This is a genomic window from Stenotrophomonas sp. TWI809 (genome assembly GCF_039673205.1).
GTDB lineage: Bacteria > Pseudomonadota > Gammaproteobacteria > Xanthomonadales > Xanthomonadaceae > Stenotrophomonas.
The window spans coordinates 86,231-97,941 of record NZ_JBDJLE010000007.1 but is presented as its reverse complement, the minus strand read 5'-3'; the positions used below and the strand labels follow the sequence as shown (position 1 = coordinate 97,941).

10 protein-coding genes and 1 pseudogene are annotated in these 11,711 nt (G+C 66.8%); 6 read left to right on the top strand and 5 right to left on the bottom strand.

The genetic code is table 11. The features are described from left to right. Positions 1–10: 10 nt before the first annotated feature. A complete protein-coding gene (locus ABE472_RS07745) occupies positions 11–949 on the top strand; it encodes a DUF1684 domain-containing protein (protein WP_346463779.1) in 939 nt (312 codons plus the stop codon). Between the two features lie 2 nt (positions 950–951). Beyond that, the gene (locus ABE472_RS07740; protein WP_346465997.1) at positions 952–1,914 is read left to right on the top strand and encodes a TraB/GumN family protein; all 963 of its coding nucleotides are present in this window, start codon (positions 952–954) and stop codon (positions 1,912–1,914) included. Between the two features lie 121 nt (positions 1,915–2,035). On the opposite strand, the gene phaR is transcribed toward ABE472_RS07740, so the two are convergent. The 3 genes and pseudogenes from phaR to gluQRS form a co-directional block, all read right to left on the bottom strand. Further along, positions 2,036–2,581: a polyhydroxyalkanoate synthesis repressor PhaR gene (gene phaR / locus ABE472_RS07735; protein WP_313218920.1), complete on the bottom strand. Its 546-nt coding sequence runs from the start codon at positions 2,579–2,581 to the stop codon at positions 2,036–2,038. 121 nt (positions 2,582–2,702) lie between these two features. Continuing rightward, positions 2,703–3,443: an acetoacetyl-CoA reductase gene (gene phbB, locus ABE472_RS07730; protein WP_121038246.1), complete on the bottom strand. Its 741-nt coding sequence runs from the start codon at positions 3,441–3,443 to the stop codon at positions 2,703–2,705. A gap of 39 nt (positions 3,444–3,482) precedes the next feature. Then, a pseudogene (gene gluQRS, locus ABE472_RS07725) lies at positions 3,483–4,402 on the bottom strand (tRNA glutamyl-Q(34) synthetase GluQRS); the annotation flags it as partial. A 93-nt stretch (positions 4,403–4,495) separates the two neighbouring features. Between gluQRS and htpX the strand changes: the two are divergent. Then, positions 4,496–5,368 (top strand): protease HtpX, encoded by an 873-nt coding sequence (htpX, locus tag ABE472_RS07720; RefSeq protein ID WP_313212368.1) that lies wholly within the window; start codon positions 4,496–4,498, stop codon positions 5,366–5,368. Positions 5,369–5,807: 439 nt separating this feature from the next. Here htpX and ABE472_RS07715 read toward each other — a convergent pair whose 3' ends face one another. Next, the gene (locus tag ABE472_RS07715; RefSeq protein WP_019182815.1) at positions 5,808–6,635 is read right to left on the bottom strand and encodes an inositol monophosphatase family protein; all 828 of its coding nucleotides are present in this window, start codon (positions 6,633–6,635) and stop codon (positions 5,808–5,810) included. Between the two features lie 119 nt (positions 6,636–6,754). Here ABE472_RS07715 and ABE472_RS07710 point away from each other — a divergent pair, with 119 nt between their 5' ends. The 3 genes from ABE472_RS07710 to ABE472_RS07700 are packed head-to-tail and all read left to right on the top strand — an operon-like array spanning position 6,755 to position 10,636. Continuing rightward, complete coding sequence (locus ABE472_RS07710; protein ID WP_313212367.1) at positions 6,755–7,528, top strand: RNA methyltransferase; 774 nt, start codon at positions 6,755–6,757, stop codon at positions 7,526–7,528. Between the two features lie 52 nt (positions 7,529–7,580). After that, the gene (locus ABE472_RS07705; protein WP_346465983.1) at positions 7,581–8,513 is read left to right on the top strand and encodes a phosphate/phosphite/phosphonate ABC transporter substrate-binding protein; all 933 of its coding nucleotides are present in this window, start codon (positions 7,581–7,583) and stop codon (positions 8,511–8,513) included. Then, positions 8,510–10,636 (top strand): EAL domain-containing protein, encoded by a 2,127-nt coding sequence (locus ABE472_RS07700; protein ID WP_346465982.1) that lies wholly within the window; start codon positions 8,510–8,512, stop codon positions 10,634–10,636. Before ABE472_RS07705 ends, ABE472_RS07700 begins: the two co-directional genes overlap by 4 nt. Here ABE472_RS07700 and epmB read toward each other — a convergent pair whose 3' ends face one another. After that, positions 10,637–11,641, bottom strand: coding sequence for an EF-P beta-lysylation protein EpmB (epmB, locus tag ABE472_RS07695; protein ID WP_313212364.1), 1,005 nt, complete (start codon positions 11,639–11,641; stop codon positions 10,637–10,639). Positions 11,642–11,711: the final 70 nt, after the last annotated feature.

The following is an 11,711-nucleotide window of genomic DNA, read 5'->3' as shown; positions in this document are numbered from 1 at the left end:
GAGGAAGGTCATGAAGCACTGGGGAGTGTGGGCCGCCGCGTTGCTGCTGGCAGTGAGCGTGTCGGGATGCGGCGAAAAGAATGAGGCGACACCGGCGAACGTGGCGGTCGATCCGGCCTTCGAGGCCGAACAGCAGCAGTGGCGCCAACAGCGCTATGAAGCGCTGCACGCCGCCGATGGCTGGACCAGCCTGGTTGGCCTGCACTGGCTGGAGTACAAGGCGCACTACATCGGGCGTGGGCCGGGCAGCGGCATCCGTTTGGCGGTCGGCCCCGACAAGCTCGGCATGGTCGCGCGCGAGGGCAGCACCGTCTGGTTCACGCCGGAGCGTGGCGTGCCGATGCGCGTGGAGGGCAAGCCGGTCACCGGCCGCATCCGCTTCTTCAGTGATCGCGATCCAACGCCGACAGTCATCGCCTTCGATGACGACAAGGGCCGGCTCAGCCTGATCCATCGCGGTGAGCGCTTCGCGCTGCGGGTCAAGCACGCCGATGCCCCCTCGCGAACGAACTTCACCGGCCTGACGTACTGGCCGGGGGGGCCGTCCTGGCGCATCACTGCGCGCTTCGTGCCACATCCGGCCGGCAAGACGCTGCCGATCGTGGACATCACCGGACTGACCACGAACCTGCCCAATGCCGGCACGCTGGAATTCGAGCGCGCTGGCCGCACCTGGCGGCTGGAGGCGATCGGCGAGCCTGGCCGCGAGTTGTTCGTGATCTTTGGCGATCGCACCAGCGGCCACGGCAGCTATCCGGCCGGCCGCTATCTGGATCTGCCCGCGCCCGACGCGCAGGGCCGGGTGGTGATCGATTTCAATCACGCCTACAACCCGCCGTGCGCGTTCACCCCGTTCGCGACCTGTCCGCTGACCCCCCCTGAAAACCGCCTGGACCTGCGTGTGGACGCCGGTGAGCAGGCGTACCACGCCCCTGAAGGAGAGGCTTGATGATCTTGATGTTGTCGCGTGTCGTGTCCCCGTTGCTGATCGCGGCGAGCCTGTTGGTCGGTACGGGCGGCGCCGAAGCGCGCCCCGCGCCGCCGAGCGCGCCGGCAGCGGCGAAAGCCACCCCGCCGGTCCCGCTGTTGTGGAAGGTGACCGGCCCGGGCGACAGCCGCCTGTATCTGCTGGGGTCGTTCCATCTGCTGCAGCCGAGCGATTACCCGCTCTCTGCCGATGTCGATCAGGCGTTCACGGCGTCCCAGCGGGTGGTGTTCGAGCTGTCGCCGCAGGACATGGAATCGCCGCAGCTGGCACAGAAAATGGTGCAGGCCGCGATGCGCACCGATGGCTCGGAGCTGAAACGCGATCTGGACGCCGCGACCTGGACCAGGCTGCAGGCCTATGCGCAGGAGAACAAGCTGCCGCTGGCCCAGCTGCAGGGCATGAAGCCGTGGTTCGTCGGCCTGACGATCACCCTGAGTCAGTTCACCAAAATGGGGCTGGACCCCGCGCTCGGCCTGGATCGACATTTCATGACCCGCGCCGCGAGTGCCGGCAAGGCGACCGCCGGGCTGGAAGACATCGATACCCAGATCGCGGTGCTGTCGGGGATGTCGGCCAAGGAGCAGCAGCAGATGGTGGCCGAAGCGCTGGAGCAGGCCGGCAAGGGCGACGAGATGGGGCGCAAGCTGCATGACGCCTGGCGCCGCGGCGACGACAAGCTGCTGTGGACCTCGATGGCCACCGAAATGCGCGGCCAGTACCCGCAGCTGTACAAGCGCATCAACACCGACCGCAACGATGCCTGGGTGCCCAAGCTGCAGCAGCATCTGCAGGCCGGGCAGGGCGGCACGATGGTGGTGGTGGGCACGTTGCACCTGCTCGGCAACGACGGTGTGGTCGAAAAGCTGCACGCCAAGGGCTACAAGGTGGAGCGCGTCTGCACCGGCTGCGCCAAGCCCAAGCGCTGATGCGCGCGGCTGGACGGCGATAGGGCCGACCGCACGGCGTCGATGACGTCGCCGGACCCTGAAACGAGAAAAGGCGCGGCCCGAGGGCAGCGCCTTTTTCTTTATTGCGCCGAGCGTGGGCTCAGCGGCGGGTCTTGCCTGCGCCCGGTGGCGGCGTTTCCGGCTTCTTGCCGGTACCCGTGCCCGTGCCCGTGCCGGTACCCGTCCCGGTGCCACCCGGGCGGCCGCCGAAGCCGGCGCCCATGTTGCGCTGGAAGTCCTGCCACATCTCCATGTTGCGCTCGGTCAGCTGGTTCATCATCGCCCAGGGGGTCTGGCCGAGCAGATTGCCCATCTGCTGGCGGAACTGCTGCTGCTGGTCCAGGAAGACCTGCATGCTGCGCTCCAGATAGTTGCCCATGAAGCCCTGCAGCGAGTCGCCATAGAAGCGGATCAGCTGGCTGAGCAGCTGGGTGGACAGCATCGGTTCGCCGTCCTGCTCCTGGTCGGCGATGATCTGCAGCAGCACCGAGCGGGTCAGGTCATCGCCGCTCTTGGCGTCACGCACCTCGAAGTCCTCACCGTCCAGGATCAGCTGGCGCACATCCTCTATGGTGATGTAGCTGGAGATTTCCGTGTCGTAGAGCCGGCGGTTCGGGTACTTCTTGATAATGCGGGTCGCAGCCATGAAGCAGTCACTCATCACAGTAGGCGCGCAGCATGGCGCAGTGCAGCAGCCTATGCAACCGCCATAGGTAGCAAGGGGCCGCATTTATGTTGCGCAACATGGAGTGCAGCATTTTCGGCGCTTACCACCCCATGTGGTGGCCGCCGTTGATGTCCAGGTTGGAGCCGGTGATCCAGGACGCTTCCTCGTTGACCAGGAAGGCCACTGCGTAGGCGATCTCTTCCGGCTTGCCGAGGCGGCCGGTGGGGATGTCGGCGATGATCTTGGCGCGCACTTCGTCCGGCACGGCCATCACCATGTCGGTGGCCACATAGCCCGGCGAAATCGTGTTCACGGTGATGCCGAAGCCGGCATTCTCACGGGCCAGCGAAATGGTGAAGCCGTGCATGCCGGCCTTGGCGGCGGCGTAGTTGGCCTGGCCGTACTGGCCCTTCAGGCCGTTGATCGAGCTGATCTGGATGACCCGGCCCCAGCCGCGGCGGCGCATGCCCTCGATGACCGGGCGGGTGACGTTGAACACCGAATTGAGGTTGGTGTTGATCACGTCGTGCCACTGGTCCGCACGCATGCGGTGGAAGGTGGTGTCGCGGGTGATGCCGGCGTTGTTGATCAGGATCTCGACCGGGCCCAGCGCCGCTTCGACAGCCTGCACCATGCTTTCGGCGGTGCCGGGGTCGGACACATCGCCCGGGAAGATCGCCACATCGCAGCCGCGCGCCAGCATCTTCTCGCGCCAGGCCTTGGCTTTGGCTTCGTCACGGTAGTTGGTGGCGACCCGATGGCCCTGGTCGGCCAGGCGTTGGCAGATGGCAGTACCGATACCGCCGGTACCACCGGTGACCAGTGCGACGCGAGATGTCATGAGCAGCTACTCCGAAAGGCAGGGCGAACAAGGGGGAACAGGATTCTGCAACATCAGCGGGCAAAAGGGGCGCCCGCGCCGGCACCGTGCGGCAGCGGAATGTCGCCCGGTGGCAATCTCGCCGGATCGAAGCCATCGGCCGCCTGCTGAAGCCACCCGCCCACCTCATCGGCCCCTGCACCGACCGCCGGATCCTGGCCCAGCTGCGCCCACGCCCGCCGCAGCGCTGGCAGCGGCTGGGCGGGATCCACCGGCAGCGCCGCCTCGGACTTGGAGAGCTTGCGCCCCTCCGGACCGAGCAGCAGCGGCAGATGCAGGTAGCGCGGTGTCGGCAAATCCAGGGCCTGCTGCAGCAGGATCTGGCGCGGCGTGGAATCGAGCAGGTCCGCCCCGCGCACTACGTCGGTCACATGCTGCGCGCCATCGTCGACCACCACTGCCAGCTGATACGCCCAGTAACCGTCGGCCCGGCGCAGCACGAAGTCGCCGACCTCGGCGTGCACGTCCTGCACGATCCGGCCCTGCAAGCCGTCGTCGAACCGCACCACGCTGCCCGGCGCTACCCGCAGCCGCACCGCCGGTTGCGCACGCGCGGCGCGGGCCACGCAGTGGTGATGGATGCCGCCCTGCGCAGCCAGCTCGCTGCGGCTGCAATGGCAGGCAAATGCCTTGCCCTCGCGCAGCAGGCGGTCCAGCGCGCCCTGGTACAGCGCATCGCGCTGGCTCTGATGGACGATCGGCCCGTCACTGCGCAACCCGAAGGCGGCCAGTGCGGCCAGTTGGCCGCTCACCGCGCCAGGCACCGTTCGAGGAGGATCGACGTCCTCCACCCGCACCAGCCACTGGCCGCCGGCGTGGCGGGCGAGCAGCCAGCTGCCGAGCGCCGCCAGCAGCGAGCCGGGGTGCAGGGGGCCGGTAGGGGAGGGCGCAAAGCGCCCGTAATAGGAGGAATCAGACATGGACTATGAATCGTCGGTCAGTTTGCGACTTGAATTCAAGCTGAAGTCCCCGCAGATTTGCACTCATCAACCTCCCATGAGCGTCCTTTTCCCATGTTCAGTCGCATTGCTCTCTTCCTGCTGACCAACTTTGCGGTGCTGATCCTGGCCGGCATCGTGATGTCGGTAGTGGGCGTCGATCCCAACAAGATGAGCGGCCTGCTGGTCTTCGCGGCCATCTTTGGTTTCGGCGGCTCGTTCATTTCCCTGCTGCTCTCCAAGTTCATGGCCAAGCGCTCCACCGGCGCCGTCGTGATTACCGAGCCGCGCAACCCGACCGAGCGCTGGCTGCTGGCCACCGTGGAGCGCCAGGCCCGTGAAGCCGGCATCGGCATGCCCGAAGTGGCCGTGTACGAAGGCCCGGAGATCAACGCCTTCGCCACCGGCGCCAACCGCAACAAGGCCCTGGTCGCGGTGTCCACCGGCCTGCTGCACAACATGAGCGAAGACGAAGCCGAAGCCGTGCTCGGCCATGAAATCGCCCACGTCGCCAACGGTGACATGATCACCATGGCCCTACTGCAGGGCGTACTCAACACCTTCGTGATCGTCCTGGCCCGCATCGTCGGCGGCTTCATCGACAGCGCCCTGTCCGGCAACCGCGAAGGCGGCGGCCGCGGCTTTGCGTACTACATCATCGTGTTCGTCCTGGAAATGGTGTTCGGCCTGTTCGCCACCATGATCTCCATGTGGTTCTCCCGTCACCGCGAATTCCGCGCCGACGCCGGTGGCGCCCACCTGGCTGGCCGCCAGAAAATGATCGCCGCCCTGGAACGCCTCAAGGTCAACCACGGCCAGAGCACCCTGCCGACCCAGATCGCCGCCTTCGGCATCGCCGGCGGCGCTGCCAAGAAGCTGTTCATGAGCCACCCCCCGCTGGACGAGCGCATCGCCGCCCTGCGCGCCGCCAACAACACCGTGGTGTAACCCACCGCAGTGCGCTGACCAGAACGCCCGGCTTCCGCCGGGCGTTTTTGTTGGGCGAGCAGGTGCCCCGAGTGGACTCAGCAGCACGAGCGCTTCCATCCGCCACATCAAGATCTGTCGAGAGTCCGGTGGGTAGCCTGGGCCAAGACCGTCAGGGCGCCATGGAGGGCGCCCACGAGCCCCCAGGGATGGGTTTACGGCGCGTCTTGGCCCAGGCTACCCACCGGCCTCTCGCCCTCAGCAATGGAAGCGCTGCCGTTGCTGTTGCTGTTGCCGCTGCTGTTGGCAGCAATTCAACAGCAGCCGACCAACGGTCGGCACTACCGTGGCACGCCGAGCAGGGTGCACGACGACGTGTCCAGCAGGGCGCACGATGACGGCCCACAAACAACAACGGCGCCCGAAGGCGCCGTCATCATGCAGATCAGATCCAGCCCGATCAGAACTTCGCGTCGAACTCCGCCGCGTAGCCCGTATTGACCAGCACCTTCTGCAGCGCATCGCTGATTTTCACATTGCCAGCCACGATCTGCTGCGTCTCCGGACCACGGCTGTCCATACGGGCCGGCGTAGCGCCCTTGAAATCACAGACGCGGCCACCGGCCTCGCGGACCAGCAGCACACCGGCGGCGATGTCCCAGGCCTTCACACCGGCCTCGAAGTACGCATCGGCACGGCCACAGGCCACATAGGCCAGGTCCAGTGCCGCCGAACCGGTGCGGCGCACGTCTTCGGCCTGCACCAGCAGCGCGTCCACCGCCTTCAGCTGCGCGCTCGTGCGCTGACGCTCACGCGGGGCAAAACCGGTATGGATCATCGCGCCGCCCAGATCCTTGCGCTCGGCAATCCGGATACGGCGGTCATTGAACACCGCGCCCGCACCACGGCTGGCGGTGAACAGCTCATTGCGAAGCGGATCGAAGATCACCGCGTCGATCGGCTCACCGTTCTCGACCAGGGCGATGGACACGCAGTAATGGGGGAAGCCGCGCAGGTAGTTGCTGGTGCCGTCCAGCGGATCGATGACCCACATGTAACGGTTGACCGACTGCACGCCACCTTCTTCACCCATGATCCCGTACTCGGGATAGGCGCGCTTGAGTTCCTTGACGATGACCTTTTCCGCATCTGCATCGACTTCACTGGCATAGTCCATGCGGCCCTTCTGCACGACGTTCAACGCCTCGAGCTTGTTGATGTTGCGCAACAGGACGTTGCCGGCGAGGCGGGCGGCCTTGACCATGACGGTGACGGCGGGTTTCTGCATGGCGAAAAGCTCCCGTAAAGGCAGAGTAGGGGTTTGGCGGGGGAAAAGAGCGGTCCCGGCGCAGAGGCCGGTCGCACAGTTTACCATTTGTCGCTGTCCTGCTCGCATTTGGCCTGTTCATGTCCGTAGAAACCGCTCCCGCCCGCATCCGCTTCGTCCTGGTCGGCACCCAGCACCCCGGAAACATGGGGGCGGCCGCACGCGCCATGAAAACCATGGGCCTGGGCCGCCTGGTCCTGGTCGCCCCTGAAAAACCGCTGGATGAAGAGGCCTTCCGCCGCTCGGCCGGTGCCGAAGACGTCCTGGGCGACGCGCCGGTGGTGGCGACCCTGGCCGAGGCCGTGGCCGACTGCCGCTTCGTGCTGGGCTGTACCGCCCGCTCGCGCCGGGTCCAGCTGGAAGAGCTGCTGCCGGCCGTGGCTGCCCAGCGCGTCCTGGCCAAGGCCGCCGAGCCGGCCGAAGTGGCCTTCGTGTTCGGCCGTGAACGCACCGGCCTGACCAACGAAGAGCTGCAGCTCTGCCACGCCGCCGTGCATATTCCGTCCAACCCGGACTTCAGTTCATTGAACCTGGCCGCCGCTGTCCAGGTGCTGGCCTATGAAGTGCGCATGGCCATTCTCGGCGCGGCCGATGCCCCGGTCGCCGTCCCGGCCGACCCCGGCTTCGGCGAAGCGCCGGCCAGTCATGCCCAGGTGGAAGGCCTGTTCGGCCAGCTGGGTGACACCTTGGATGAGATCGATTTCCACAAGGGCCGTGCCCCCGAATCGGCGATGCGCAAGCTGCGCCGTCTGTTCCTGCGCACCGAATTGAGCGAACAGGAAGTGCGCCTGCTGCGCGGCATCCTCTCCGACGCACAGCGCATGGCGCGATTGGCGACGAATAAGCCCCTGTAAGCTGACGCAGTTCTCATTTTTTCGGGTAGTCTGTCTCGATTCCTTGGGGGGAGTGATGGGCTTGTCGGGACTGCGAAGGCTGCTGCAGAGCGTAGTGCTGTGTCTGGCGATCGCCGCGATGACCGGCCCGGTGTGGGCCGGCCCCGCGCAGGTGCTGGTGCTGGGCCGGATCAGCGACGACCCCAGGTCACACTATGCGCAACTGCAGCCCCTGCTCGATTACGTGATTCCGCGCATGCACGATGTTGGTATCACCGAAGGCCGCATCCTGATGGCGCGCGACACCCAGCAGATGGGCAGTTACCTGCGCCGCGGCCGGGTCGACTGGGTGACCGAGACCTCCGGTACTGCCGTCGCGCTGGGGTTGCGCAGCGGCGCCAGGCCGCTGCTGCTGACCGAGCGCAGCGGCGTTCGCGACTACCACACCGTGTTTTTCGTGCGCCGCGACAGCGCCATCCAGACACTGGAAGACCTGCGTGGGCACACCCTGGCGTTGCAGAACGTGGCCTCCACCAGCGCGTATCTGGTGCCGGTGATGACCCTGCTGCAGCACGGCGAGACGCCGGAAATCCTGGCCTCGATCGGCGATGTCGCCGCACCGGATACGGTGGGTTACGTGTTCGCGCGGTCGGAATCGAACATCGCCACGTTCGTCCACAAGGGGCTGGTCGATGCCGGTGCGGTGAGCAGCGTGGACTGGTCCGATGCCAAACGCATTCCGGCCAATTTCCTGCGCGATTTCCGCATCATCCATCGCACCGAACCGTATCCGCGTGCGGTCGAAATGGTGCGTGACGACCTGGATCCGAAGGTGCGCGACCGGTTGCAGCAGGTTCTGCTGGATGCCGCATCGGATCCGCAGGCGCAGCCGGCATTGAAAATATTTTTTGGTACGTCCGGGTTCCACCGGGTGGATGCGCAGATGCAGCACCGGCTGGATGAATTGAAACAAGGCTTGACGCGCGTGCGGATGGAAGTGGAATGAGTCGCTTGGGTTCTGGAATGCAGGCCCGCTTCGTGCTGGCGATGGGCGGCGCGATGCTGGTCGTGGTGGCGATCGTGGCCGTGGTGCTGGGGCGCCAGGCGACGATGCAGGATGAGGTGCAGCACCTCAGCGGGACGGTCATCCATGACCTGTTCGATCGCAGTGTGCGCAGCCGGGGCGAAGCGCTGGCGCGGGAGCTGTCCGATGCGCTGGCCAATCCGCTCTATTACAACGACCTGGAGCAGGTCGGTGCGCTGGTGCGCAATACCTCGCGGCAGCAGGTGGTGCGCTATGTGCTGGTGTTCGATGACAACGGCAGGCTGATCCACGACGGCACGCTGGACGTGCTCGAGTTTGGCCAGCCGATGACCGATCCGCTCGCGGCGGGCGCGGCCGGCGCGCGCGGGCTGGTGGTGCAGCAGTCGCCCAAGGTGCTCGACAACGCGATGCCGATCATGATCGGCAACCAGCGGATCGGCGGCGTGCGCGTGGGCATGGCGCTGGACGATGTGCAGGCCATGGAGCAGCAGGCCAACCAGACCCTGGGCGACCGCCTGCAGCAGGTCGGCAAGCGGCACCTGGGCTGGCTGCTGCTGATGCTCGGCCTGCTGGTCGGAATCGGCTCCGTGGTGATCATCTACGTGCAGCGCACCCTGGTCACGCCGATCCGCTGGCTGGCCGGCGCCGCCCGCCAGATCGAGGCCGGCGATTACACCCTGCAGATGCCGGAGATCCGGCGCGAGGATGAGGTGGGGGAGCTGATGCGCGCGTTCGGTCGCATGAGCCAGGCGATTGCCCGGCACGACCGTGAGGTGCGGCACATGGCCTATACCGACGCCCTGACCGGGCTGACCAACCGGCTGGCCTTCCGCGAGGCGCTGGATCATCGCTTGATGGCGGCACGGGCCTCCGGGCATCGGCTGGGGCTGTTGTTCGCTGACATGGACGATTTCAAGCGCGTCAACGACACGCTGGGCCACGAGGCCGGTGACGAGGCCTTGCTGCAGTTCGCGCAGCGGATCAGCGCGGCGGTGGCCCAGGCCGGTGGCGATGAAGCGCTGCTGGCGCGTTTCGGTGGCGATGAGTTCGTGATCCTGATCGGTGACGGCGATGTTCCTGCCGGCGCCCGTGAGCTGGCCGAGATTCTCGTGCGTGAACTGGGCAAGCCGCTGGTGGTGCAGGGCCGTGAGCTGTTCCTGGGCGCCTCGATCGGCGTGACCCTGTTTCCCGATGATGCCGCCGATGCCACTACGCTGCTCAAGAACGGCGACATCGCCATGTACCAGGCCAAGATGGCGGGCAAGAACTGCTACCGGTACTACAGCCGGGCCATGGATCACGCGGTCGAGCGCCGCGTGCACATGGAACAGGAGCTGCGCGGCGCCTGGGAGCGCGGCGAGCTGCGGCTGGCCTATCAGCCGATCTACCGGACCCGCGACCGCCGCATGGTCGGCGTGGAGGTGCTGCTGCGCTGGCAACACCCCACCCTGGGCACGATTCCGCCCTCGGTGTTCATCGAAGTGGCCGAGCAGAGTGGCCTGATCGAAGTGATCGGCCCCAAGGTGCTGCGCGCGGCCTGTACCGAGGCGGTGCAGTGGCCGCCGGGTGCCGATGGCGAAGGCCTGTTCGTCTCGGTCAACGTGTCACCGCGCCAGCTGCGCGGTGGCGAGCTGCCGACGCTGGTCGCCGACTGCCTGCGCGACACCGGCCTTCCGGCCTCGCGCCTGCACCTGGAGCTGACCGAAACCGCCGTGATCGGCGATGAAATGCTGGCTGCCGCGCTGCTGGACAAGCTGCACCGGACGGGCGTCAAAGTCTGGCTGGACGACTTCGGCACCGGCTTCTCCGGCCTGAGCCACCTGCGCCAGGTGCCGGTGGACGGGGTCAAGATCGACAAGAGCTTCGTGGCCGACATGCAGCGTGACCCGGACGATCTGGCCTTGACCACGGCGATCATCGCCATGGCCCATGCACTGGGGATCACCGTGGTGGCCGAAGGCATCGAGCAGGAAGTGCAGTTCGATCTGCTGGCCCAGCGCGGCTGCGACCTGGCCCAGGGCTACTGGTTGAGCCACCCGGTCAGTGCCACGGACGTGGTGCAGCTGCTCGAGGCCGGCAGCTGATCAGACCGGGCGCTTGCTGCTGTCGCCGGAGATCTCGCGGACCAGCTTGGGAACCAGGTAGCCGGACAGGCGCGCGGTCAGCTGCGCATGCAGGTCCTTGGCGGTGTCGTCGGCCACTTCGAAATGGGCCACGCCTTCGACCCGGTCCACCTGATACAGGTAATAGGGCAGCACGCCCGCCGCGAAACTGCGCTCGCTCAGCGCCTGCAGCGCCTCGATCGAATCGTTGACCCCGCGCAGCAGCACCGCCTGGTTGAGCAGGGTGGCACCGGCCTCACGCAGGCGCGCCATCGCGGCGTCCACCGATGCGTCGAACTCATTGGCGTGGTTGGCATGGATCACGAACGCCACCGGCCACGGCAGCGAGCCGATCCACTGCACCAGCGCGTCGTCCACGCGCTCGGGCAGCACCACCGGCAGGCGGCTGTGGATGCGCAGGCGGCGCAGGTGCGGAATCTGCGTCAGGGCCTGGGTCAGCTCCACCAGCTTGTGGGTGGCCAGCGAGAGCGGGTCGCCGCCGGACAGGATCACCTCGTCGATGTCCGGGTCCTGCGCGATCGCATCCACGGCATCGCGCCAGCCCTCGCGGGCCGCGTTCTCGGTGCCGTAGTCGAAATGGCGGCGGAAACAGTACCGGCAGTTGATCGCGCAGCTGCCGGTGGTGACCAGCAGGGCGCGGCCGCGGTACTTCTGGATGACCCCGGTGGCCTTCTTGGCCGCCCCGTCGCCCACCGCATCCAGGCTGAAGCCGGGCACGACCTTCAGTTCGTCGGTGATCGGCAGGACCTGGCGGAGCAGGGGGTCATGCCGGTCGCCATGACGCATCCGGGCTGCAAAGCCTTGCGGCACACGCACCGCGAACTGGCCGGCCGCCTCGTCCGAAACGCCCAGTTCCGCCGGATCCAGCCCCAACTGGCGCAGCAGCTCGCGCGGGTCGCGGATCGCCTCGCGCCACCGTTGCTGCCAGCGGACGGGGGCGGCCAGGGGCGTGGCGGAAAGCTGCATGGAATGGGGGCCTGCGGTTATCATGTGGGTCAGAAATATCGAGTCACCCCACCGGTGTCGGTGGGATTTC

Bases quoted from the DNA above. Each gene is read 5' to 3' on its own strand.
- ABE472_RS07745 (WP_346463779.1), top strand. From the start codon at position 11: ATGAAGCACTGGGGAGTGTGGGCCGCCGCGTTGCTGCTGGCAGTGAGC.
- phaR (WP_313218920.1), bottom strand. From the start codon at position 2,581: ATGGCTGCGACCCGCATTATCAAGAAGTACCCGAACCGCCGGCTCTAC.
- phbB (WP_121038246.1), bottom strand. From the start codon at position 3,443: ATGACATCTCGCGTCGCACTGGTCACCGGTGGTACCGGCGGTATCGGT.
- htpX (WP_313212368.1), top strand. From the start codon at position 4,496: ATGTTCAGTCGCATTGCTCTCTTCCTGCTGACCAACTTTGCGGTGCTG.
- ABE472_RS07715 (WP_019182815.1), bottom strand. From the start codon at position 6,635: ATGCAGAAACCCGCCGTCACCGTCATGGTCAAGGCCGCCCGCCTCGCC.
- ABE472_RS07710 (WP_313212367.1), top strand. From the start codon at position 6,755: ATGTCCGTAGAAACCGCTCCCGCCCGCATCCGCTTCGTCCTGGTCGGC.
- ABE472_RS07700 (WP_346465982.1), top strand. From the start codon at position 8,510: ATGAGTCGCTTGGGTTCTGGAATGCAGGCCCGCTTCGTGCTGGCGATG.
- epmB (WP_313212364.1), bottom strand. From the start codon at position 11,641: ATGCAGCTTTCCGCCACGCCCCTGGCCGCCCCCGTCCGCTGGCAGCAA.